The organism is Flavobacterium xizangense (assembly GCF_054075145.1).
The window spans coordinates 761,442-787,819 of sequence record NZ_JBSIPG010000002.1 but is presented as its reverse complement, the minus strand read 5'-3'; the positions used below and the strand labels follow the sequence as shown (position 1 = coordinate 787,819).

18 protein-coding genes are annotated in these 26,378 nt (G+C 33.2%); 10 read left to right on the top strand and 8 right to left on the bottom strand.

Translation table 11 applies throughout. The features are described from left to right. Window positions 1-85: 85 nt before the first annotated feature. The 5 genes from asnB (at window position 86) to secDF (ending at window position 11,196) form a co-directional block, all read left to right on the top strand. Window positions 86-1,693, top strand: a complete 1,608-nt coding sequence (gene asnB / locus ACWA1B_RS09020; protein ID WP_456906087.1) for an asparagine synthase B — start codon at window positions 86-88, stop codon at window positions 1,691-1,693. A 211-nt stretch (window positions 1,694-1,904) separates the two neighbouring features. Next, complete coding sequence (locus ACWA1B_RS09015; RefSeq protein ID WP_456906085.1) at window positions 1,905-4,649, top strand: M16 family metallopeptidase; 2,745 nt, start codon at window positions 1,905-1,907, stop codon at window positions 4,647-4,649. 358 nt (window positions 4,650-5,007) lie between these two features. Next, on the top strand, window positions 5,008-6,948 hold the full coding sequence (gyrB, locus tag ACWA1B_RS09010) for a DNA topoisomerase (ATP-hydrolyzing) subunit B (RefSeq protein WP_426485956.1): 1,941 nt from the start codon (window positions 5,008-5,010) through the stop codon (window positions 6,946-6,948). 111 nt (window positions 6,949-7,059) lie between these two features. After that, window positions 7,060-7,995, top strand: coding sequence for a malate dehydrogenase (gene mdh / locus ACWA1B_RS09005; protein WP_456906083.1), 936 nt, complete (start codon window positions 7,060-7,062; stop codon window positions 7,993-7,995). 228 nt (window positions 7,996-8,223) lie between these two features. Further along, entirely contained in the window at window positions 8,224-11,196 is a 2,973-nt protein-coding gene (secDF, locus tag ACWA1B_RS09000; protein WP_456906081.1) for a protein translocase subunit SecDF, read from the top strand. 464 nt (window positions 11,197-11,660) lie between these two features. On the opposite strand, the gene lgt is transcribed toward secDF, so the two are convergent. From lgt to ACWA1B_RS08965, 7 genes are all read right to left on the bottom strand, one after another. Continuing rightward, window positions 11,661-12,593 (bottom strand): prolipoprotein diacylglyceryl transferase, encoded by a 933-nt coding sequence (gene lgt / locus ACWA1B_RS08995; RefSeq protein ID WP_456906079.1) that lies wholly within the window; start codon window positions 12,591-12,593, stop codon window positions 11,661-11,663. A 65-nt stretch (window positions 12,594-12,658) separates the two neighbouring features. Continuing rightward, the gene (yidD, locus tag ACWA1B_RS08990; RefSeq protein ID WP_456906077.1) at window positions 12,659-12,898 is read right to left on the bottom strand and encodes a membrane protein insertion efficiency factor YidD; all 240 of its coding nucleotides are present in this window, start codon (window positions 12,896-12,898) and stop codon (window positions 12,659-12,661) included. A 20-nt stretch (window positions 12,899-12,918) separates the two neighbouring features. Continuing rightward, complete coding sequence (cysS, locus tag ACWA1B_RS08985) at window positions 12,919-14,397, bottom strand: cysteine--tRNA ligase (protein WP_456906075.1); 1,479 nt, start codon at window positions 14,395-14,397, stop codon at window positions 12,919-12,921. A gap of 38 nt (window positions 14,398-14,435) precedes the next feature. Further along, on the bottom strand, window positions 14,436-14,753 hold the full coding sequence (locus ACWA1B_RS08980) for a four helix bundle protein (RefSeq protein WP_456906073.1): 318 nt from the start codon (window positions 14,751-14,753) through the stop codon (window positions 14,436-14,438). A gap of 145 nt (window positions 14,754-14,898) precedes the next feature. Continuing rightward, entirely contained in the window at window positions 14,899-15,570 is a 672-nt protein-coding gene (gene folE / locus ACWA1B_RS08975; RefSeq protein WP_142449692.1) for a GTP cyclohydrolase I FolE, read from the bottom strand. A gap of 155 nt (window positions 15,571-15,725) precedes the next feature. After that, complete coding sequence (locus ACWA1B_RS08970; protein WP_456906071.1) at window positions 15,726-16,478, bottom strand: hypothetical protein; 753 nt, start codon at window positions 16,476-16,478, stop codon at window positions 15,726-15,728. A gap of 148 nt (window positions 16,479-16,626) precedes the next feature. Beyond that, window positions 16,627-17,823 (bottom strand): pyridoxal phosphate-dependent aminotransferase, encoded by a 1,197-nt coding sequence (locus ACWA1B_RS08965; protein WP_456906069.1) that lies wholly within the window; start codon window positions 17,821-17,823, stop codon window positions 16,627-16,629. A 123-nt stretch (window positions 17,824-17,946) separates the two neighbouring features. On the opposite strand from ACWA1B_RS08965, the gene ACWA1B_RS08960 reads away from it, so the two are divergent. From ACWA1B_RS08960 to ACWA1B_RS08940, 5 genes are all read left to right on the top strand, one after another. Next, window positions 17,947-19,272, top strand: a complete 1,326-nt coding sequence (locus ACWA1B_RS08960; protein WP_456906067.1) for a PDZ domain-containing protein — start codon at window positions 17,947-17,949, stop codon at window positions 19,270-19,272. 150 nt (window positions 19,273-19,422) lie between these two features. Then, window positions 19,423-22,053 (top strand): gliding motility-associated C-terminal domain-containing protein, encoded by a 2,631-nt coding sequence (locus tag ACWA1B_RS08955; RefSeq protein ID WP_456906065.1) that lies wholly within the window; start codon window positions 19,423-19,425, stop codon window positions 22,051-22,053. Window positions 22,054-22,082: 29 nt separating this feature from the next. After that, on the top strand, window positions 22,083-23,012 hold the full coding sequence (locus ACWA1B_RS08950; RefSeq protein ID WP_456906063.1) for a PorP/SprF family type IX secretion system membrane protein: 930 nt from the start codon (window positions 22,083-22,085) through the stop codon (window positions 23,010-23,012). A 10-nt stretch (window positions 23,013-23,022) separates the two neighbouring features. Continuing rightward, window positions 23,023-25,155 (top strand): OmpA family protein, encoded by a 2,133-nt coding sequence (locus tag ACWA1B_RS08945; protein WP_456906061.1) that lies wholly within the window; start codon window positions 23,023-23,025, stop codon window positions 25,153-25,155. A 125-nt stretch (window positions 25,156-25,280) separates the two neighbouring features. Beyond that, entirely contained in the window at window positions 25,281-25,757 is a 477-nt protein-coding gene (locus ACWA1B_RS08940; RefSeq protein ID WP_456906059.1) for a hypothetical protein, read from the top strand. Between the two features lie 64 nt (window positions 25,758-25,821). Here ACWA1B_RS08940 and ACWA1B_RS08935 read toward each other — a convergent pair whose 3' ends face one another. Further along, on the bottom strand, window positions 25,822-26,202 hold the full coding sequence (locus ACWA1B_RS08935; protein ID WP_456906057.1) for a DUF1573 domain-containing protein: 381 nt from the start codon (window positions 26,200-26,202) through the stop codon (window positions 25,822-25,824). Between the last annotated feature and the right edge of the window lie 176 nt (window positions 26,203-26,378).

The window sequence follows — 26,378 nt, the reverse complement described above, 5'->3', positions numbered from 1 at the left end:
ACAGATTATAAAGTATAATCGTTTTTGCAGCTAATTGGCTTCATAGTGAGTTTGAAGAAAATAATAAGTAAAAAAAAATTAGAATATGTCTGGATTATTGGCCGTTATAGGTAAAGGAAAAGACCCAAAACTTGTACAAGAGCTTTCCGCAAGAATGTCACATCGCGGACCTGATGAGAGTGATGTACATATCATGGATAACGGAAGTGTGCTTTGCCACGAAAGTTTATCAATTGTTGACTTAAATACTGGTAAACAGCCTATTCAAGGAACAAATAGAGCATGGGTAATTCATGATGGTGAAATTTATAATTATGAGGAATTAAAAAGCACTGTCTTAAAAGATCACGCATTTAGAACCAATTCAGATTCGGAGGTAATTGTTCATTTGTACGAAGAATTTGGCTATAACTTTTGTAATAAATTGGATGGCGATTTTGCTTTCGTAGTAATCGATGGAGACGATTATATCGCAGGTAGAGATCCTATCGGAGTGAAACCATTGTATTATGGTCTGGATGAAAGAGGAAGAATTTATTTTTCTTCTGAAATGAAATCAATTGCAGATCAGTGCAAGTCATTTTCAACTTTTCCTCCAGGGCATTATTATACAGCAAAAACTGGTTTTGTAAAATATTACCAGCCAGAATGTGAGGATCATAAAAAAGCAATTGAGAGTTTAGATTTAGGCTTAATCCGCGAAAGTTTGATTGAAGCTACACGTAAACGTTTGCTAAGCAATGTTCCTTTAGGAGTTGTGATGTCAGGAGGTTTGGATACTTCTTTGATTTCGGCTATTACTTCAAGACTTTTAAAAGAAAAAGGGCAAAAACTTCATACATTTTCTATTGGTTTAAATACTGATGCGCCTGATAATATCGCAGCAAGAAAAGCTGCTGAGTTTTTAGGAACAGAACATCATGAAATTCACTTTTCGGTTGAAGAAGGTGTTAAGGTTTTAGAAAAAGTAATTTATCATATTGAAACGTATGATATTATTTCAGTAAGATCTGGTGTGCCGATGTACATTTTATCAAAAGCGATTGCTGATGCCGGAATAAAAGTTCTTCTTTCTGGTGAAGGTGCCGATGAAATTTTTGGTGGACATTTATATTTTAGAAATGCACCATCAACAGAGGCATTTCAGGATGAGACTATTGAAAGAGTGCAAAAACTGTTTACTGCAGATTTATTACGTGTTGATAAAACAACAATGGCGCATGGTTTAGAGGCCAGAGTTCCATTCTTAGATACTGCATTTTTAGATGTTGCAATCCGAATAAAACCAGAAGAGAAACAGCCAAAAACATATGATGGCATCGAAAAATATATTTTAAGAAAAGCATTTGATACTCCCGAAGATCCTTATTTGCCTGCCGAGGTTTTATGGCGTCAAAAAGAACAGTTTTCAGACGGAGTTGGTTATAAATGGGTTGATGAATTGATTGAATATTGTACTTCACAAGTAACAGATGAACAGCTGGCTGGTGCAAGTGCAGAATTTCCATACAATTCTCCAACAACAAAAGAAGCTTATTTGTACAGATCAATTTTTCACAAATACTATCCACAGGTAAGTGCGGCACAAACTGTACGTAAATGGATTCCGAAATGGCAGGATAATCTTGATCCGAGTGGAAGAGCTAATGCTGCACACATAAAAGTTCCTGGAGTGGAGCTTTTAAAATCTTAAATTTCAATTTAAAAGAAAGTTTTTAAGAATTATAAATTATAAAAACTGAAACTGTATTTCAAATGTAGTTTCGGTTTTTTTTTATTCTCCATTATACTGTTTTACGGAATGTCGTAAAATATTAAAAGTAAGTTAATAAGGATTTTGTGTTTAAGAAAAATATTATATTTGGTTACCAAGAATAATATAAATTCAAACCATTTAACAACCTATGAGAAACCTATTACTAAGCGGAATTTTATGCTGCTCATTAATTTCCATGAGCTCAGTTTATGCACAAAAATCGGTGGCGCCTAAAGAGACCCCTAAATTTATTACCAATGTCGAAGGCGTCAAAGAATATTCTTTAAAAAATGGATTAAAAGTTCTTTTGATTCCTGATGCTTCTCAAAGCAACATGGTGGTCAATATTGTTTATATTGTAGGTTCTAGAAATGAAGGTTATGGTGAAAAAGGAATGGCGCATTTACTGGAGCATATGCTTTTTAAAAGCACTAAAAATCTAGGAGATATCAAAAAAATGCTTTCAGATAAAGGAGGAAATGCGAACGGGACTACTTGGATGGACCGAACAAATTACTACGAAGTTTTTCCTTCAAATGATGAAAATCTAAAATGGAGCATCGAAATGGAAGCTGACAGAATGGTAAATGCTACTATTTTGCAGGCTGATCTTGATAAAGAATTTTCGGTAGTAAGAAATGAGTTTGAAATAGGAGAAAATAATCCAGATGGCGTTTTGCAGGAACGTATTCTTTCAACAGCTTATCTGTGGCATAATTACGGAAATAGTACCATTGGAAGCAAGGAAGATATTGAAAGAGTAAAAGCAAATACGCTTCGAGTTTTTTATGAAAAATACTATCAGCCAGACAACGCGACAGTAATTGTTGCTGGTAAATTTGACGAGCAAAAAGCACTTCAGTACATTGGGCAGTATTTTGGTGCAATTCCAAAGCCAAAAAGAGTTTTGGATAAAACATATACAATTGAACCAGCGCAAGATGGTGAGAAATATGTAGAGTTAAAAAGAGCCGGAGACAGCAAAAATGTAGGTGCTGTATATCATACTGCGTCTTACGCAGATAAAGATTATGCAGCGATTGATGCTTTAGGCGAAATCCTGACTGCTGATCCATCTGGTTACTTATATAAAAGCTTAATTGAAACGCAAAAAGCATCTAATGTTTATTTTTGGCAACCCACAGTAAGAGATGCGGGTTATATTTATTTCGGAGTTTCGGTTCCTAACGACAAAGATGTAAAGGAAACCAAAGAAATTGTTAGAACTGAACTTGATAAAATTGCAACAACAAAATATACAGATCAGGATGTAAGCAGGGCTCAGGCAAAAATTATAAAACAACTTGATGCAGTAAAAAACAATACAATTTCGTATGCTATAAACATGACTGAAATTATTGGAGCTGGCGATTATAGACTTGGGTTTTTGTATAGAGATGCAATTGAAAAGTTGACAAAAGAAGATATTCAAAGAGTTGCCGAGAAATATTTTAAAGCAAATAATAGGACAGTTGGTATATTTGTTCCATCGAAAGATGAAGTGAGAGTAAAACCAAATGAATATACAGATGAGCAGTTAATTGCTTTTACTAAAGATTATAAAGGAAAAGCTTTAGAAAAAGAAGCTGCGCCGTTTGAAGCTTCTATTAAAAATTTAAAGCAAAATTTTGTTGAAGGAAAATTGTCAAACGGAATAAAATACGGATTGATCAAAAAAGAAATCAAAGGAGGCAAAGTTAATGCGAGTTTTAAATTTCCAGTCAGCAACGAAAAAGATTTAGAAGGCAAAACTGATGTAGCTGGAATTCTTGCCCAATTGCTAAAAACCGGAACAAAAACGCAAACTAAAGAACAAATTCAAGATCGCTTAGATAAACTGAAATCATCTGTTAATTTTAATTTTTCGAGACAAACTTTATCTGTTAGCATCAGTACTTATAAAGAAAACTTTAAAGAAGTGATGGAAATTGTGGGAGATTTGTTGGCTAATTCTACTTTTCCAGAAAATGAATTGACAAAAACAATCAGTGAATACAACACGTATTTAGAGTCTACTTTAAACGATCCTCAGGCTGTTGCGTTTACTGAAATTAATAGACAAACTACAAAATATTCAAAAGAAAGTATTTTTTATACACCAACCATTCAGGAGCAAATTGACGCATTCAAAAAGATAAAACAACCAGAAATTGTTGATTTCTACAAAAATATTTTGGGTGGAAATAATGGTTTTGGAAGCGTTGTAGGAGATTTAGATGCAAAAACTACTGGAGATATTTTAGAGAATGCATTTGGTAAATGGAATTCTAAATCAAAATATGAACTTATTAAGCCAACTTATTTTGATACACAAAAAGAAGATAAAGATATTATTACTCCAGATAAAGAAAATGCTGTTGCACTAGGAAGAATCAGTTTTAAAATGGATAGAAAAAGTCCAGATTATCCTGCCTTTGTTATGGCAAATGAAATGTTGGGAAGCGGTGGATTTTTGAGTGCCAGAATTCCAATGCGATTGAGAGAAAAAGAAGGGATTAGTTATGGTGCGGGTTCTTTTATTGACGTGCCAATTTCAAACGATGTTGCTGCTTGGTCGTATTATGCATTTTTGAATCCAACGAAAAAAAATGCAGTTGAAACAGCAGCGAAAGAGGAAATTGCAAAAGCACTAAAAGACGGATTTACAGCTGAAGAATTGAAATCAAATTTAGTTAGTTGGCAAAACGAAAGAAAGACAAGATTAGGAACTGATTATACTTTAATGGATTTGACAAATACATATCTTCAATACGGAATTCCGTTAGAAGATTACGATCAACTTGAGGCTAAAGTAAAAGCACTGAAAGTGGAAGAAGTAAACAGTGTTTTGAAAAAATATCTTTCTCTTGATAAAATGAGTTCAATTTATGCTGGAGATTTCAATAAGAAATAAGAAAAAAGGAAAATTTCAAATTCCAATTTAAGGAGTTTTAAAATCATAAATACCGAAATGCATCTTACAAATGTATTTCGGTTTTTTTATGTGTTGATAAAATTTGAAACTTCGATTTTTTACATTTTTGACATTTCAAATTTATAATCACATTCTTAATTTTTATGCGATTATTATTTTTGGAATTTGGAATTTATGAATTTGGAATTTAAAATTGACTTTTTGGGTTGATTTTTTGATTTTTTAGACAATAGTGTTAATAACTTAAGCGCTTTAAATGGGATTTTAACGGATATATAATTTGCGTTTTTATATATTTGCGTGTTAGACAATAATTACATTTTTTAGAATAAATTATATGAGCGAAGAAATCAAGAAGAACAATTATTCAGCAGATAGTATTCAGGCATTAGAAGGAATGGAGCACGTAAGAATGCGTCCGTCGATGTATATTGGAGATGTAGGGGTTCGAGGGCTACATCATTTGGTTTATGAAGTTGTTGATAACTCTATTGATGAGGCGATGGGCGGACATTGTGATACTATCGGTGTTGCAATTAATGAAGACGGTTCGATTACAGTTGAAGATAACGGACGTGGTATTCCGGTTGATTTACATAAAAAAGAAGGAGTTTCAGCACTTGAGGTTGTAATGACTAAAATTGGTGCCGGAGGTAAATTTGATAAAGATTCGTATAAAGTTTCCGGAGGACTTCACGGTGTTGGGGTTTCTGTAGTAAACGCACTTTCCGTACATATGAAATCGACAGTTTTCAGAGACGGAAAAATCTACGAGCAGGAATACGAAAGAGGAAAATCATTATATCCGGTAAAACAAATCGGAGAAACTGATAAAAGAGGTACACGTCAGACTTTCTATCCTGACAATACAATCTTTACACAAACTACAGAGTTTTCATATGATACTTTGTCTGCTCGTATGCGTGAGCTTTCTTTCTTGAATAAAGGAATCACCATTACATTCACAGATAAAAGAGAAGTTGATGACAAAGGAGAATTCAAAAGTGAAGTTTTTCATTCAGATGAAGGTCTTAAGGAATATATTCGTTACTTAGATGGAAACCGTGAGCCAATTATCTCTCACGTAATCAGCATGGATCACGAAAAAGGTGAAATTCCAGTTGAGGTTGCTTTGATTTACAATACAAGTTATACAGAGAATATTTTCTCTTATGTAAATAACATCAATACACACGAAGGAGGTACACATTTACAAGGTTTTAGAAGTGGTTTGACGAGAACGCTTAAAAAATATGCTGATGCTTCTGGAATGTTGGATAAATTGAAGTTCGAAATTTCCGGAGACGATTTCCGTGAAGGTTTGACAGCAATTATTTCTGTAAAAGTTGCTGAGCCTCAATTTGAAGGACAGACAAAAACTAAACTTGGAAACAGAGAGGTAGTTTCTCCGGTTTCTCAAGCAGTTGGGGAAATGCTAGAAAATTATTTGGAAGAAAATCCAAATGATGCAAAAATAATTATCCAAAAAGTAATATTAGCTGCTCAGGCACGTCATGCTGCGAAAAAAGCGCGTGAAATGGTGCAACGTAAAACCGTTATGGGCGGCGGCGGATTGCCAGGAAAATTATCTGATTGTTCAGAACAAGATCCGGCAAGATGTGAGGTTTATCTTGTCGAGGGGGATTCGGCTGGTGGAACAGCAAAACAAGGGCGTGATCGTAACTTTCAAGCAATTTTGCCTTTGCGTGGAAAAATCTTGAACGTTGAAAAAGCAATGCACCACAAAGTATTCGAAAACGAAGAGATAAGAAATATATTTACAGCTTTAGGAGTAACAGTTGGTACTGCAGAAGATAGTAAGGCATTGAATCTTGAAAAACTAAGATATCACAAGGTAATCATCATGTGTGATGCCGATGTCGATGGTAGCCACATTTCTACCTTAATATTAACGTTCTTCTTCCGTTTCATGAAAGAACTTATTGAAGAAGGTCACGTATACATTGCAGCACCGCCTTTATATTTAGTTAAGAAAGGAAACAAAAAAGAATATGCATGGAATGATGTTCAGCGTGATCAGGCAAACGAAAGAATGGGTGGAAGTGCCAATATTCAACGTTATAAAGGTCTTGGAGAGATGAACGCGGAGCAATTATGGGAAACTACAATGGATCCAAATTTCAGAACTTTACGTCAGGTAAATATCGATAGTCTTGCAGAAGCTGATCAGGTTTTCTCTATGTTGATGGGTGATGAAGTACCGCCTCGTAGAGAATTTATCGAGAAAAATGCAGTTTATGCAAATATTGATGCATAAAATAAAAATTTAATAATTCCAATTCGTTTAATTGTTTAAATTTACTAGACAATTAAACGAATTGTCTTTTTAAGGATAGACAAATAATTAATAACCGATAAAGTAAAAAATATGAAAGTTACCATTGTAGGAGCAGGAAATGTTGGAGCTACATGTGCAGATGTTATTTCTTATAGAGGAATTGCGAGCGAAGTAGTATTGTTGGATATTAAAGAAGGTTTTGCCGAAGGTAAAGCATTGGATATTATGCAATGTGCTACAAACACAGGTTTTAATACCAAAGTATCTGGTGTTACCAACGATTATTCTAAAACTGCTGGAAGTGATGTAGTAGTAATTACATCAGGAATTCCAAGAAAACCAGGAATGACAAGAGAAGAATTAATAGGGATTAATGCCGGAATTGTAAAAACAGTTGCCGAAAATGTATTGAAATATTCCCCTAACACTATAATTGTTGTTGTTTCTAATCCAATGGATACAATGACGTATTTGGCTTTAAAAGCTACAGGATTACCAAAAAATAGAATAATTGGTATGGGTGGAGCTTTAGATAGTTCTCGTTTCAGAACTTATCTTTCTTTAGCTTTGGATAAACCTGCAAATGACATTTCAGCAATGGTAGTTGGAGGTCATGGTGATACTACTATGATTCCGTTAACGCGTTTAGCATCTTATAATGGAATACCGGTTTCACAATTTCTTTCAGAAGAAGTGCTTCAGAAAGTTGCAGCTGATACAATGGTGGGTGGTGCAACGCTGACTGGTTTGTTAGGAACTTCTGCCTGGTATGCTCCTGGAGCCTCTGTTGCCTATTTAGTCGATAGTATTTTAAATGATCAGAAAAAAATGATTGCTTGCTCTGTTTTTGTAGAAGGTGAGTATGGACAGAATGATATCTGTATTGGAGTACCGTGTATAATTGGTAAAAACGGGATTGAGGAAATTGTAGATATTAATTTAAATGATCAGGAAAAGGCTTTATTTGCGAAAAGTGCAGATGCAGTTCGTAACATGAATGACGCTTTAAAGTCGATTTTAGTATAATAAAAACAATAAAAAAAAGAAAAGGCTGCACTTTTGCAGTCTTTTTTTTGAGATTAATTAATAAATAAATTGCTTAATCATTTCGAGAATTATATATTTGCTCGGTTTAAAAAAAATGTTGTAATTCGTGATCTCGATTTTTTAGTTTTAAAATCTCATGTCAGGGCTTATTTTTAGGGAATTTAGAACCAAAAACAAACAATAAAACATAATTAATTTTTAGTAATAATGCAGAATAAAGGACTTATTAAATTTTTCGCAATTCTATTTGCATTGGTAAGTATTTACCAACTTTCATTCACTTTTGTGGCAAATAATGTCAAAGGTGAGGCTAAAGCTTTTGCAGGAGATAATCCTGATAAAGAGCTAAAATATTTAGATTCTATTGGTAAAGAGAAGGTGTTTGATCTTGGTTTTACAGATTTTACTTACAATGAAGTAAAAAACAAGCAGCTAAATAAAGGTCTTGACTTAGAAGGGGGAATCAACGTGATTCTTCAGATTTCTATTAAAGATGTTTTAAAAGGTTTGTCAAACAACTCTAAAAACCCAGTTTTTAATAAATCATTAGCTGATGCAACTGCAAATTTAGAAGGAAATAAAACTTATTTAAATAAATTCTTTGAAGCTTTTGAGGCAAATTCAAATGGAACAGTGAAATTGGCTTCGCCAGATATTTTTGCAAACAGAAGTTTACAAGGAGAAGGTGGAATTGATTTTCAAATGACTGATGCGCAAGCTCAAAAAGTTATTAAAAGAAAAGTTGATGAGTCTGTAGAAAGTGCTTATAAAGTATTAAGAGAGCGTATCGACAAATTTGGTGTTACACAACCGAATATTCAAAAATTAGGAGAAACAGGAAGAATCTTAGTTGAGCTTCCAGGGGCTAAAGATGTTGATAGAATCAAAAAATTATTAGGTGGAAAAGCTCAGTTAGAGTTTTGGGAAACTTTCAAAATTGAAGAAATCGGTAACTTCTTAGTAGCTTCTAACGAGGCTTTGAAAAAAACTGAAATCAAAAAAACAGAAACTAAAACTGTTGCTAAAGATTCATTGAATGCTTTATTAACTGATGCTAAAGATTCTGTTGATACTAAAAAAGGAAACAATCCATTATTTGACAAAATGATTGGTCAAGGTGGTGGTCCAGTTTTAGGATATTTTGCTCCAAAAGATACTGCTACAGTTAATTCATACTTTAAAAGAGCAGATATTAGAGTTTTATTGGCTGCTGACCAACACAATGCAAAATTTGTTTGGAGTAAACCAACTACTTTAAAAGATGCTAAAGGAAAAGAAGTTGAAGCAGTAGAATTATATGCTTTAAAAGGTAACAGAGATAATGTTCCTGCAATGAGCGGTGGTGTTGTAACTGATGCAAAAGATACTTTTGATCAGTTAGGAAAACCAGCTGTTTCTATGCAAATGAACAGCCAGGGTGCTAAAGTTTGGGAAGAATTGACAGGAAGAGCTTTCTCTCAAAAAGGTTATATCGCTATTGTTTTAGATGATATCGTTTATTCTGCTCCTGGAGTTACAAGTGGACCAATCGCTGGAGGAAGATCTGAAATTACAGGTTCTTTTGATGTTGCTGAAACTAAAGATTTAGCTAACGTATTAAATGCTGGTAAATTACCTGCTTCAGCAGATATTATTCAATCAACTGTTGTAGGACCATCTTTAGGTCAGGCTGCAATTGATGCTGGAACGATTTCATCTGTTGTTGGATTTTTATTAGTTTGTTTATGGATGGTATTCTATTATGGTAAAGCTGGATGGTACGCTAATCTTGCTTTATTATTAAATTTACTGTTCTTGTTCGGAATTATGGCAAGTTTTGGTTTTGTATTAACATTGCCAGGTATTGCAGGTATCGTTTTAACTTTAGGTACAGCGGTAGATGCGAACATTATCATCTACGAGAGAGCAAAGGAGGAGTTACGTGAAGGAAAATCTCTTTCTGAGGCGGTACAAGCCTCTTATGGATGGCATGGTGCAATGCGTTCTATTATTGATGCAAACGTAACACACGTTTTAACTGGAGCAATCTTGTTTATTTTTGGAACAGGACCAATCAAAGGTTTCGCATTGACATTATTAATTGGTATCGTAACGTCATTGTTTACATCTATCTTTATTGCTAGAATTTTTATTGACAGAAATATTGCTGGAAAAGCTGATTTGACTTTCTCTACTAATATCACTAAAAACTGGTTTACTAATTTCCATTTTGACTTTATTAAAATCAAAAAATTCACTTATATCTTCTCTTCAATCGTAGTTGTAGTGAGTTTGATTTCTATCTTTTTCGTTAATGGATTAGATGAGGGTGTTGATTTTGTTGGAGGAAGAACTTTCCAAGTGAAATTTGAGAAACCAATCGATGCAACTGTAGTTTCAGATGAGTTATCTGCAGCTTTCGGAACGCCAGTTGAAGCTAAAGTTTTAGGTGATGATGATCAATTGAAAATCACTACTAAATATAAAATTAAAGAAGATGGTGTTGCTGTCGATGAAGAAGTAAACCAAAAATTATATAAAGCTTTACAGAAATATTACCCAAATACAACTTACGATAAATTCATCAACTCTTTTGATGGAAAAAGAGTAGGAGTATTGCAGGCTTCTAAAGTGGGAGCTTCTATTTCTGAGGATATCAAAACGAATTCTTACTGGGCAGTTCTTGGTGCAATGGCAGTTATTTTCTTATACTTAATGGTTTCTTTCCGTAAATGGCAATATTCATTAGGTGCAATTGCAGCTGTTGCGCATGACGTAATCTTTGTATTAGGAATTTACTCTTTATGCTATAAATTTATGCCTTTCCACATGGAAATGGATCAGCACTTTATTGCCGCGATTCTTACTGTAATTGGTTACTCAATGAATGATACTGTAATTGTATTTGACAGAATTAGAGAGTTTATTATTGGAAACCGTAAAGGAAGTTTTGAAGATATCGTAAATGCTTCTATCAACACTACATTGTCTAGAACATTGAATACTTCATTAATGATGATCATTGTATTATTAACAATGTTTATCTTCGGTGGAGAGTCAATTAGAGGATTTATCTTCGCTATGTTGATTGGTATTGTTGTAGGAACTTACTCTTCATTATTTATTGCTACGCCAGTATTGGTTGATACAATTTCTAGTGATGATAAGCACACAATTGAAGACAAACATAACAAGGCATAATTTAACCCTTGTTTTAAAATAGAAAAAGATCCAGTGAAAGCTGGATCTTTTTTTTGTTCCTAATTAATAGTTTTTTAATTTTCAATGGAAGTAAAGTTGTAGGGTGAACTTTTTATTTAAGCCAAATTTTTAATGGAGAATCTGGAATTAGAATTATTATATCCGGTTAATTCTTAAATGCAATTCGGGTAAAATCTTTTGAAAACAAAAACTTCTAGCCTAGCCCCGATGGGAGCGGTATCCTTTTTCCTGTTTCTTTAACAGGGAAAAGATATAGTGTACAGCGGGACAACAGATCTTTCGAAATGATATGTTTCTGCTTCTAAATATTTTATAAGATTGAAGAAATCGAAAATGGATTTAAACGATTGGCATTCTGATTGTAATTTGAAATTTTTATTTCTGGAGCAAAAAAAAATCCCAATAATATTATTATTGGGATTTTGTATTTTTTAAGATCTTTATTAAGATGTCGCTAATGGATTTCTTTGCGCTCTAATGACAAAGAAAAGACCAATTATGATAAAAGGTATGCTTAGCCATTGTCCTGTTGAGAAATAGCCTAATTCGCTCTCAAAACCGCCTTGACTTTCTTTTACAAACTCAACTATAAAACGGACAACAAATAAAAGGACTAAAAACAATCCAAATAAGTATCCTGATTTAAGTCTTGCATTTGTTTTCCAGTATAAGAAATATAAAGCTGCAAATACAAAAATGTAGCAGAAAGCTTCATATAATTGTGTAGGATGTTTTGCAGGAACCTGAGCTAATAAATCAGCAAATTTTGGATCATGTGCAATTGCATTATAAGCTTCTTTAGGATTGGCAATTTGAGTTGCGTTAACAGCTTCTGCTTTACTGAATTTATCATGTAAAAAGCGAATACCAAAAGCAGATGTTGTTTCGTGTCCAATAATCTCAGAATTGAAAAAGTTTCCCAAACGAACAAAAATCGCACCGCTGGCAACTGGAATAACCACACGATCTAAAATCCATAATAATGGACGTTTTAGAATCATTTTGCTGTAAAAATACATAGCAACAATAATTGAAATTGCTGCGCCATGACTTGCTAGTCCTTGAAATCCTGTGAACTCAAATTTTGGCTCAAAACGGAATGGTAAAAATATTTCAAGCAAATGGTTTCTAAAATATTCCCAGTCATAAAACAAAACATGTCCTAAACGCGCGCCGGCTAAAGTGGCAAGAACTGTCCAGACAAATAAAGAATCCAGTTTGTCAAGTGATTCATTTTCGCGTTCGAAAATCTTTTTCATTAGGTACCATCCTAAGCCAAAAGCAATTACGAACATTAAACTGTAATAACGAATCATAAAAAATCCTAAATCGATTCCTTCTGAAGGATTCCAAACCAAATTTAAGGCGTGTGTCATGTACTATTTGTTTATTATTAATTGTAAAAATAAATATTTAAAGTAGAGTTCCTCTTTATAAAAAGTTAATGTTTATGTGAACATTTCTTTTCTGGAACCGGATCATACCCTGTTTTTCCCCAAGGATGGCAGCTTAAAATACGTTTCATTCCGAGATAGCCACCATAAAATAATCCATGTTTTTGAAGTGCTTCAATCATGTAGCTTGAACATGTTGGTTCAAAACGGCATGACGCTGGTGTAAAGGGCGAAATGGCGGTTTGATAAAAGCGCACTAATAAAATAAATGGAGTGATTGCTTTCATGGTTTTTATGAAATGACTTTTTATATAGAAAAGCTTGTTCCTTCTTTTCCGTCCTTCAACTGGATTCCTAAAGCGATAAGCTGATCACGAATTTGGTCAGAAAGAGCGAAATTTTTATCTGCTCTGGCTTGATTTCTCATTCCGATAAGCATATTTACAACGCCTTCTAATTTATCGTTATTGCTGTCAGAAGCTTTTTCGTCACTTAAGCCTAAAACGTCAAAAACAAAAGCATTGATCGCAGTTGTAAATGTTTTCAAATCGTCGGCAGAAATGGTTTCCTTTCCGTCTTTTAATAAATTAATGTAACGAACACCTTCAAATAATTGTGCAATTAAAATTGGCGTGTTGAAGTCGTCGTTCATTGCGTCGTAGCATAGCTGTTTCCATGCTCCAAAATCAATAGAACTCGTATTACTTGCTGAAATAGCAGGCAATGCATCAAGCGCCTCCATTAATCTTTTGTATCCTTTTTCAGCTGCAGTAATAGCATCATCCGAAAAATCCAAAATACTTCTGTAATGTGCCTGGAGCATAAAAAAACGAGTTACCGAAGCAGAAAATGCTTTACTCAGAATAGTATTGTCTCCGCTTAAAATTTCACCTGGCAAAATATTATTTCCAGTAGATTTTGCCATTTTCTTTCCGTTTAAGGTAAGCATATTGGCATGCATCCAGTAATTTACCGGAGATTGTCCTGTGCAGGCTTCATTTTGTGCAATTTCGCATTCATGGTGAGGGAATTTTAAATCCATTCCGCCTCCATGAATATCAAAATGATTTCCTAAGTATTTTGTGCTCATTGCAGTACATTCAAGATGCCAGCCCGGAAAACCGTCGCTCCAAGGTGAAGGCCATCTCATGATATGTTCTGGTTCTGCTTTTTTCCAAAGTGCAAAATCCTGTGGGTTTCTTTTGTCTGACTGTCCATCAAGATCACGAGTATTGGCAAGCATATCTTCAATATTACGGCCACTTAAAATTCCGTAATTATTGGTTTCGTTGTATTTTACAACATCAAAATAAACTGATCCATTGGCAACATAGCCAATTCCTTTATCGATAATTTTTTTTATAATTTCGATTTGCTCAATAATATGACCCGTTGCAGTTGGTTCAATACTTGGTGGTAAAAAGTTGAAAGCTTTTAGAATATCATGAAAATCGACAGTATATCGTTGCACAACCTCCATTGGTTCTAATTGTTCCAAACGTGCTTTTTTAGCAATTTTATCTTCACCTTCATCAACATCGTCCACGATATGTCCAACGTCTGTGATATTACGCACATAACGTACTTTGTAATCCAGATGTAAAAAATACCTGAAAATCACGTCAAAAGACATAAAAGTCCTTACGTTTCCTAAGTGAACATTACTATATACGGTAGGTCCACAAACATACATTCCAACATTTCCTTCATGGATTGGTTTGAAATCTTCTTTTTCACCCGAAAGTGAATTGTATATTTTTAGCGGTTGTGTTGTATATAATGGCATAAAATTAATGTTTAACCGTTTAATCGTTTTGAACGGATTTATTCTTTTGAAAGATAGTATTTTTTTAGATTATTTATTTGATTGCAGATTTTTTCAATTTTTTCTCTAGATGCAATATATTCTGTTTCTGAAACGTAATTTAAATCTTTTGAAATAATTAAATGATTCAAGGTTTCCATTGCAGATGAATAAGATATCGTCAGAAAATATGCTTTATCTCTATTCGTACTTCTCGAAGTTCCTTCTGCAATATTTGTCGCAATTGAAGATGAACTTCTTTTTATTTGAGAAGTTATTCCGAACATTTCATTTGATGGAAATTTACTAGTTAATTTATAAATTTCCAAAATAAGCATTCTTGCATTTTACCAAACTTCTAGCTTTTCAAATGAAAAAACGTACATTCTTTATTCTGTTTAATTGTTGATTTGTTTAATCGTTTAATCGAAATTTAGACTTAGTGATGAAGCGATTAAACAAATTAACGATTTACCGATTAAACTAAAATTGAGTATCTAATTTGATATAGTCCAAAAATTCTCTTTTCGTTTGAGCGTCTTTGAATTTTCCACCGAATTCAGATGTTACTGTGCTGCTTTCAATGTCTTTAATTCCTCTTGAATTTACGCAAAGGTGTTTTGCATCAATAACGCAGGCAACATCTTCTGTTCCAAGCGCTTTTTGTAATTCCTGAACAATCTGCATTGTTAAACGTTCCTGAACCTGAGGTCTTTTTGCATAATATTCAACAATACGGTTCATTTTAGAAAGTCCAATGACTCTACCGCTTGAAATATAAGCAACGTGAGCGCGTCCAATAATTGGTAATAAATGGTGCTCACAAGTAGAATAAACGGTAATGTTTTTCTCTACTAACATTTCACCGTATTTGTAATTATTGTCAAAAGTAGAAGCTTTTGGTTGTTTTGAAGGATTTAAACCGCCAAAAATTTCTTTTACAAACATTTTAGCAACTCGGTTTGGAGTTCCTTTGATGCTGTCGTCTGTCAAATCCATTCCAAGTGTTTGTAGAATGTTTTCAACATCTTTTTTTATTTTTTCTATTTTTTCTTCATCAGTTATGTCAAAAGCGTCCGCTCTTAAAGGGTTTTTTGCATTACTGCTGAAGTGACTGTCACCAATTTCGTCTAAAAAATCTTCGTTATTTATCATTAAAAACTACTATTATAATGGGTATATCTTTTTAAGGCGGTAAAGATAATTAATAAAAAGCAAACCTTTTCTATCGTTTTTACTATTTAATCGATCCTTTTTGGATATAGTTTAAATTAACACTGTTCGATTCTAGTTTTGTTTGTCAATAATTATTATCTGAAAAAAATGGAATAAGTCTGTATAAAATCAATAGAAAAATCTGCAAATGCTAATTTATGGCCGTCCGTATTTTCTCCAGAAGGAAATTTTTTCACAGATTGGTATTTTTTTATTTCATTTTCAGGTTTTGTAAATCCGTAATTATATGCTGTTGCATAAAATCTGATTTTTTCTTCAGTACTTTTGTAATCAATATTTTGATATTTATATTCGGCAGCAAACCAGAAAACTTTTAGATATCGCAGTTGCCATTGTAAATTTGCCAAACGATTTATTCTTTCTTTTCTGGCTTCTTTTTCATCTTTCTTTTCAATAAGGATCCATTGATAGGGTTTTAGACTTTCAGTATTAGCAACATACTTTTCTAAATCTTCTAAAAATGAAGGTTTCATCTGAAAATAACCTGTGGAAAAATCAGATGCTTCTTTTCCTTTGTTGACATACAAAATTCTGTTTGAAGAAGTTTCTAAATAATCAGAATAAGAATCGTATCGTAGTATTTCGGGAAAGGCAATAGAAAGAATTTGTACTTTTTCGATGTTAGGGAGTTCTAAGTCTATGAATTTCTTTTTCTTTTTTAATAATGAAATAGCGCGGTTAATTTCTTGCCGATAATATTCAATTCCTTCATTTTTAAGATTTAAAGAATGTTTGTCTTTAAAACCATTTTTTACATCATTGCTATTTTTATTTATAGCAGATGCAGATATCAGAAAGAGAAATGATATTACAATTAACTTTTTCATGTTAAATGTTTTTAAAAGCTATAGCTAAATTACTAAGAACTAAATGATATGAAGTTTATTTTGAAGCTTATTTTCAGAAAAGAGGAAACAAAAAAAATCTGTTTCAACATTGAAGTTAAAACAGATTTTAGAATAATGTATTTAATTTTTATTTTTTGTTATAAACTAAAAGAGCTTCTTTTAATATGTTTACCGCCGTAATTAGGTCTTTTTTATTTAAAACATAAGCAATTCGAACTTGATTTAGTCCCATTCCCGGAGTTGAATAAAAACCTTTTGCAGGCGCAATCATTACAGTTTCGCCATTTAAATTATAGCTTTCTAAAAGCCATTGCGCAAAATCATCAGAATCTTCTATTGGTAATTGTGCAATACAATAAAAAGCTCCTTTTGGTTTTGTGACAATAACGCCGTCAATTTTGTTTAATTCGGAAATTAAAGTATCGCGACGCTCTTTGTATTCTGAAATTACTTCATCAAAATAACTTTGAGGCGTATCTATGGCAGCTTCACAGGCAATCTGCTCAATTGTAGGCGGACTTAAACGCGCCTGAGCAAATTTCATTACGGTTGCTAAAACATCTTTGTTTTTTGTTACCAAACAGCCAATTCTTGCACCACACATACTGTAGCGTTTAGAAACAGAATCAACCATGATGACATTCTGTTCCACATCTTCTAAATTCATTACAGAAAAATGAACGTCATTTCCGTCATACAAAAACTCACGATACACTTCATCTGCAATTAAATATAAGTCGTGTTTTTTTATTAAGCTTGCCAATTGTTTAATTTCTTCTTCAGAATACAAATAACCTGTTGGATTGCCAGGATTACAAATTAAGATGGCTTTTGTTCTGTTCGTAATTAATTTTTCAACTTCTTCAATGCTTGGCAACGCAAATGCAGTTTCTATAGTTGAAACAAGTGGTACCACGGTAGCACTTGTTGATGATGCAAACGCATGGTAATTAGCATAAAAAGGCTCAGGAATTATAATTTCATCTCCCGGATCAGTAATTGTGGCCAGCGCAAATAGTAAGGCTTCAGAACCACCAGTTGTAACAATGATGTCTTCTGTGTTAACGTTTACATTTTGGCGCTGGTAAAAATGAGCTAATTTTTTTCTATAGCTTTCATATCCGGCAGACGGACTATATTCTATAATACTCAAATCAATATTTTTTACCGCCTCGATGGCCACTTCCGGTGTCTTGATATCCGGTTGACCAATGTTTAAGTGATACACTTTGTGTCCTTTTTTCTTTGCTAAATCTGCAAAAGGAGCCAGCTTGCGTATCGGTGATTCAGGCATGTTTCTGCCTTTGTGAGAAATTGTTGGCATGAGTATAAATTATTGAAGTGCAAATTTGCATTTTTTTTTCGAATTTAACGTAAACATTATGAGGTGTTATGGAAATGTAACAATTATCAATATTTTTATTAATTTTATATTAAAATATTATCAATGAAAAAATATTTCATGTTGTTTTTTGGGCTTTTAACATCTTTAACCATGCAAGCTCAAGATGATTTTTTGATCCAAGGTCATAGCAGTAAGGTCACAATTCCATTTAAATTGATAAATAATCTCATCTTTATTCCAATAAAAGTAAATGGAGTAGAGCTGAATTTCCTATTGGATTCTGGTGTTGAAGAAACCATTATGTTTAGCATGGAAGAGCAAAAAGAAATCAGTTTTAATAATGTTGTAAAAATCAAGCTTAGAGGATTAGGCAGTGAAGAAGAAATCGAAGGGCTGAAGTCGACTAACAATGTATTGGAAACCCATAGCCTGAAATCTAGCACACACTTAGTCTATATTATTTTAGATCAAAATTTTAACTTATCGTCGCATATTGGAATTCCAGTCAATGGGATCATTGGATATAAATTTTTCAAGAATAATTTGGTTGAAATTAACTACTCAAAGAAAAAAATTTACGTTTATCCAAATAAGGAATCTATTAAAGAGAAACTAGAGAAGAAATTCAAATCAGTACCGATTTCAATTGAAAGGTCTAAGCCTTATATAACTACAACCGCAATAGTAGACAGTGTCAAGATTTCGGCTAAATTGCTGATTGATATCGGTAATAGTGATGCTTTTTGGATTTTTGAAAATGATAAAATTAAATTGCCAAAGAAAAATTTTCCGGACTTTTTAGGAAAAGGATTTAGCGGCGATATTGAAGGGCATCGTGCAAAAATTGCTAAATTTTCAGTTGATGAATTTGATTTTAAAAATCCGATAGTTGCATTTCCGGATTCAAGTTCTATTCGAAATGTGAAAATGGTGCCGGGCCGAATTGGTTCAATAGGAGGTGAGGTTTTAAAACGTTTTACTCTTGTTTTAGATTATGCTGATGAAAAGCTTTATCTGAAAAAAAATAGTAAATTTTCGGAGCCATTTACTTATAACAAGAGCGGAATAACAGTTCAGCATAATGGTTTACAATGGGTACAGGAAACGGTTCATTTAGAAACAGTACAGGTTGCGAATTCTATGTCGGACGTAAGTTATGATGCTAAAAAAGATGATAATTTCAAATATAAATTTTCATTAAAACCCGTTTATGAAATTGTGAATATTAGAAAAAAATCTGCAGCCGAAAAATGTGGTTTAAAAAAAGGTGATATCATTGTCAGCATTAATAACGCAGTGCCATATAAATATTCTCTACAACAGATAAACAGCCTTTTAAAGTCGGAAGAAGATGTATGGATAAACTTAGAAGTTGAACGAGACAGTTTGATTTTAAAATTCAGATTTAGACTTGAAGATGAACTGTAAGGAAAGACATTTTAGAAAGTTTTTTGGGTCATAATCAATAGAATGACTATTTTTGAAACGTAATTACACTTTTGTGATAAAATAATTGTTAAATTATTTTATTGTCCACATGGTGCTTCAAAATTATAATGTTTAGCCAAATATAATTTTATGGTCAAAAAATACATTAATTTCCTTCGAGTCTTTCTTTTTTTTATTTTTTTATCTGTAATCCCAAATAAAATTTATGCACAATGCGCAGGTGAAGATGGAACATTAACGGTTTGTGATATTCCAGCGGCAAGTAGCAAAGCCATTGATTTATATGCACAACTTACAGGTTCTCCTCTTTCAGGCGGTGTTTGGACAGATGTGGATGATTCTGGCGGTTTAGATGTAGACACAGGAATTTTAAATGCACAGCAGATTCGCCGAAGTGGTACTTTTAGATATCTTTATACAGTTGACGGAATTGGGCTTTGTCCTGATAATACAGCAACTGTTGCGGTAACAATTGGAGGATATTCAGGAGTGACTTCTCCAAATGTTTCTGTTTGTAGTGCTATTGAAGAATTTAATCTTTTTTCTGCCTTTAATGGATTATTTATAGGTCCGCACTCAAATGGACAATGGCATAATGATACTACAAATCAAAATGTAAAGTCTATTGTGAATGTAACTGATATGCAAGGAACTTTTCAGTACACTTATACAATGCCTGCAATAGGAACTTGTCCAGCTATGTCGTCAACCGCAGTTGTTACAATTTTTAGGGCTCCAAAATCTGGTAACACTCAAGTTTTAAAATTATGTGCTAGTGATGGATTATCGGCTTATGCAGATTATGATTTATTTAATTCTATTTCGGGTCAAGATCCAGGTGGGACTTGGTCTGAAGTTAGCAATACTGGCGAATTGACTTTTGTAGGAGATCATTCTGTAAATATTCAAAGGATTTATAATAATCGAGGACCAGGTAATTATGACTATCGATATACAGTAAAATCTACAAACCCAATTTGTTCTGATGAACAGACAACTGTTAGAATAGCATTAGAACAAAAACTGGATTTTACTGGAGCAAAACTTAAAATAGATGCCAATAATATTTGCGAAACCGAAATATCTACAGCAACTTATACAGGAACAATTACCAAAGGTCCAGCTGCAATTCCAAATGGAGATTATAATGTTTCATTTACTGTTTCTGGTCCAAATGGTGGCAGCGAAACGTTGCCAGCAAATTTTATTAATGGTATTTTAGTTTTCCCGTTAAAATCAGATTATTTTCAGCAAGTAGGGAAATATACGGTAACAATTACAAATCTTTATCTTACAAATAGTTTAAGAGCATGTCAAAATATTATTAACAATCTTTCTGAGGTTGTAAATATTTATCCAATTCCAGATTTAACGGGTGCAAAAATAACACCTGTAAACACCTGCCAAAATACAATTACAGAAGTTAAGATTACCGATGCGGTAAAAATTGTTGATGGAACTTATGATATTCTATACAACATTTCAGGCGTTAATAATGCCTCGTCTCAAACAGCATCTACGACTTTTTCGGGAGGAAATGCATCCTTTTTTATTCCAGCCATTTTAAATTCGCAGAGCGGAAGTGGAACTATTAAAATTGTTAAAATTACTCATACAATTTCTGGTTGTACAAATTCGGCAAATGTACAAGGCAATATTATCGTAAATCCTTTACCTAATACCTCAAATTTAAGAGTACAGGTTGCAACAGTATGCTTTGGATCACCTGTAACAGCATCGATTTCCGGTTTAGGAACTTTAACAGATGTTACATTATCCTATTCGCTTTCAAACAGCAATGTTACTCCGGTACAAACAATAGCTTTATCTCCTATAAGTGGCAATGCTAGTTTTGTAATTCCAGCAACTTTGCTTGCTAATACAGGCTCAACCACAATCAAAATTGAAAATGTAAAAAACAATATTACAGGTTGTGATAGTCCGGTAAGTACTGTGTCTGCAGCTTTTTCAATAAATCCTATTCCGGTTGCTCCTGTTTCAACAAATCAGTCATTTTGCAAGTCTGAAGGGGCAATTATTGGCAATTTAGCACCTAGCGGACCGCAATTTAAATGGTATAACTCACCAACACTGACTACGCCGCTCGCAAATACCTATCTTCTTAAAGATGAAACCTTATATGTGACCGAAACTACGTTATCTTGTACTTCGCCTGCAACAATGATTAAAGTCACCTTAAGAGATACTCCGGCACCGGAATTAAATACTGGCGGACAGAATTTTTGTGGTTTAGATGCCCCAACACTAGCAAGTTTATCAAATAATACAAATGTGCCTTCATCAGTAGTTTGGTATGATGCGCCAAAAGGAGGAACTCTTTTGCCTGCTTCAACTGTTTTAGTTGATAAACAAAAGTATTATGGATTTGATTTTTCAACAACAGAAAATTGTCTTTCATATGACAGTCTGGAAGTTATTGTTTCATTAACTGATTGCGATACTGTTCCTCCTGATTTCTTCATTCCTGATGGATTTTCGCCAAATGGTGACGGCGTGAATGACACTTTCGTAATTCCTAATATTGATTTCTTGTTTCCTAACTATTATCTGCAAATTTTCAACAGATACGGGAATAGAATGTATGAAGGATTTAAAGACAAAGCAAGTTGGGACGGAACCAATTGGGAGACAGGCGGATTTGCTCATGGAATAGCGCCAAACGGAGTTTATTTTTATACACTCCAGTTTAATAAAGGCAATAAACCTCCAATACAAGGACGCCTTTATTTAAACCGATAATTCCTTTTGCAATATTTAATATGATTCAAATGAAAAAAATAGTACTCTATATAACTTTTCTCTTTTGCTTAACGACTGTTTCAGCACAACAGGATCCAGACTACACACACTATATGTACAATATGAGTGTTGTAAATCCGGCTTATGCAACTGGAACTCCTTTAATGATGAATTTTGGAGGACTATACAGAACACAGTGGGTTGGGGCAATAGGAGCGCCAAAAACCTTTACATTTTTTGGACATACAGCTTTGTCAGAAAAAGTTGAAGTAGGTCTTTCATTTATTTCTGATGATATTGGCGATGGCGCAAAAAAGGAAAATAATATTTATGCTGATTTTGCTTATGTATTGGATTTAGGAGGAAAAAATAAACTTTCGCTGGGTCTGAAAGCCGGAGTATCATCAATGCAGACGAATTTTAACGGATTTAAATTTAGTGATCCCGCAACTGATATTGCTTTTTCAGAAAATATAAACGCCACAAAGCCCAATATTGGTGTTGGAGCTTATTATTTTAGAGATAATTTATATGTCGGATTTTCTGCTCCAAATTTGATAAAATCTAAATATATCGAAGAAAAGTCAGGAGTTAATGCTTTTGGAGCTGAAGAAATCCATATGTTTTTTACCGGAGGGTACGTTTTTCAAATTAATGATGATTTAAAACTGAAGCCAGCATTTATGTCACGATTTGTAAAAGGTGCTCCAGTTTCTATTGATTTGACAGCAAATGTTTTGTATAACGAAAAGTTTGAATTTGGTGCAGCATACAGGATTGATGATTCGGTGAGCGCTTTGTTTAATTTTAATGTAACACCAACTTTGAGAGTTGGTTATGCGTACGACTATACACTTTCTAATTTAGGCCAGTTTAATTCAGGAACGCATGAAATAATGTTGTTGTTTGATTTGGATTTATTAGGAAAAGGATATGATAAATCACCTAGATTCTTTTAAAATGAAAAATATGAAAAAGCTACTAGTTATTATATTCGTATTTTCAATACAATTTATAAACGCCCAAGATAAGGAATTGGCCAGAGCCAAGCGATTCTTTGATAAGACATCTTATACCGAAGCCATCATTTTATATGAAAAATTAGCCGAAGAAAAACCTTCACAAGAAGTTATAAAAAATCTGGCGGATTCTTATTATTACACTAATAATTTAGTAAAAGCCCAGCGTTATTACCGACTTTTATTTCAAAATTATAATAAGGATTTAAATCGCGAATATTATTTCAGATATGCACAAACCTTAAAAGCAACAAATAGTTCTGTTGATGCAAATGCAGCTTTGAAACAATATTATGCTTCATCGACCAATGGCAAAGATTCAATTTATTTTAAAAATGAACTGAAAGAACTTGAAAATGTTTCGGCTATAGGAAATCGATTTGAAATCAAAAATCTTGCGCTCAATACTCCAAATTCTGAGTTTGGAGCGGTTCCGTACAACGGAAATTTAGTTTTTGCTGCTGTAAAACTTAAGCCAGGAATATTTGACAAAAGATTCAAATGGGATAATGAAACTTATTTAAATTTAGTTTCGGTTCCTCTAAACGACATTAATTCGGCTGAACCCAATATCAATTATTTTGCATCGGAATTAAAAACCGGAATGCACGAATCAAATGCTGTTTTTACAAAAGATGCCAAAACGGTTTATTTTACCCGAAATAATTCGAAGAATAAAACCCGAAAAACAAACGATCAGAAAATCTCGAATCTTCAAATTTTCAGAGCCGAATTAGTTGACGGAAAATGGACAAATATTGTGTCGCTTCCATTCAATAGTCCAAATTATTCAGTGGAACATCCCGCGCTTAGCGTGGATGAAAAAGTTTTATATTTTGCTTCAGATATGCCGGGATCTATGGGTTCTTTTGATATTTATTCGGTAAATATTAATAAAGGCGCATTTGATACGCCAAAGAATTTAGGTCCAATTATTAATACCGATAAAAGAGAACAGTTTCCATTTATTTCTGCAGATAACAAACTTTATTTTTCTTCAGATGGACATTTGGGTTATGGGTCTCTAGACGTTTTTGTTTCGGAAATTAAAGGAAATGAATATTCTGAACCAGTAAATATCGGACTGCCGTTAAATTCTAATTTGGATGATTTTTCTTTTACAATCAATTTGGATACAAAAGAAGGCTTTTTTGCATCAAACAGAGAAGGAGGAAAGGGAAGTGACGATATTTACCAATTCAAAGAAACGAAAGATCTGATTGTTGAAGATTGTAAACAGTTTATTGCTGGAACAATCACAGATGTAGATACTAATTTGCCTCTTGAAAATGCTACTGTAATCCTTCAGGATGCTGCTAAAAAGACTTTGAATACAATTACGGTTCCAGCCGATGGAAAATTCAGTTTTACTGTTGCTTGCGAAAGTTCGTATACTATTGTTGCTTTTAAAGAAAAATACACCAATGAATCAAAATCATTGGAAATTGGAAAAACCAGAAATGCAACAAACGATGGTTCATTGGCACTAAAATCATTAGAAGCAATAAAATTAGAAGAAAAACAACTTGCTGAAAACAAAAGAAAGCAAGAGCTTATTTTAGAAGAAGAAAATAAGAAAAAAGAAGCACTGGCAATTATTGCATTAAATGAAGCGGCCAAAAAAGCAAAAGCGGATGAAATAAAAGCCGAAGAAATCAAGAAAAAGGAGAAAGTAACCGAGATTTTAAAGCAGGAAAAAGATGTTGTAAAAGATGATAAAGACCGATTGATTATAAAAACTGATCCTATTTATTTTGATTACAACATGTGGTACATTCGTAAAGAATCCAAAGTGGTTTTAGGAAGAGTAGTTGCTTTGATGAATAAATATCCAGGAATGGTTATCGAAATTGGTTCGCATACCGATTCACGCGGAAATGCTAAATTTAATGAGGAGCTTTCTCAAAAAAGAGCAAATTCGACCAGAGAATTTATAATTCAGTCAGGGATTAATGCAGGCAGAGTTTCTGCAAAAGGCTATGGAGAATCGGTTCCTATTATAAAATGCAAAACCGACGATGCTTGCTCAGAAGAAGATCATGAATTAAACCGAAGATCTGAATTTGTAATCAAGAAGTTGTAAGTTTGAAAACAAACTTGTTTTTCTTTCGTATGAAATTCAAGTTTATTAAAAATATATTTTAATAGAGAAGCCTTTTTTTTGGCTTCTTTTTTATTTATTTTTATATGAAATTTAAATATTCAATTATGAAAAAAATAGTGCTGTCATGTCTGCTTTTGTCTTTTGTTGGACTTCAAAGCTGTAAAAATGAGGAAAAACAAAAAGCCGAAGCGGCCGCTAAAGCTGAAGGTGAAAAAATTGTTGGTACAGAATGTTATAAGGCAATTTATGAAAACGATACTTTAGACCTTCAATTGAATACACTGAAAAACGGAAAAATAAGTGGAGATATGACAATGAATGTAGCATCTTCGCCTTTAAAAAAAGGGGAAATTGCAGGAGAATTCCATGGCGATACTTTGTTTGTTGATTACACTTTTGTTGATGGAACAAATAATAATGCAAAGTTTAAAAATCCAATGGCACTTTTGAAGCGTGGCAAACAGCTTATTTTAGGAAACGGAACTATGCAGACAACAATGGGCGTAACTTATTTGGTTAAAGATAAACCAATTGATTTTGAACGCGTAAAATATAAATTTGATTCAGTTAATTGCAAATAAATACATATAGAAAAAGCCGTTTCTTAATTTAGAAACGGCTTTTTGTATTTTAAGATTTTAGTTTTTATAAAACTTCACCTTTAATTTTTAAGGCTACTCTTCCGTCAGGATAATTGACAGCATTGGTTTCAACGGTAATTGTTTTACGAATTGGACCAGAAGCCATATTATATTTTACATCAATTTTTCCTTTTTTTCCAGGCTGAATTGCAGTAGCTGGTTTAGTAACTACAATAGAACTCACAGTTGATTCAGCGCCAATAATCATAAGTGGTGCATCACCAGTATTTGTGAACTCAAAGGAGCGTACTCCACTATCACTTTTCGAAATTTTTCCATAATCAATAGTATTGTCTTGGGCTGCAAATTCAATTTTTGGGCCGTTTTGCGAATAACCGATTGCACTAAACAACATTATTGCAATAAAAGAGGCAACATTTTTCATTTGAAATTATTTTAAATTGTAAGTAAATATACATTCTTTTAATTAACACACAAATTAATAATTCGCTTTTTATAGTGTCTTTAATTATTTACTTTTGCTGTAAGTTATAATTACAAAAATTGAACCAATTTTTTGTTTAACTGTTTAATCGTTTATTTGTTTGATCGTAATGATTA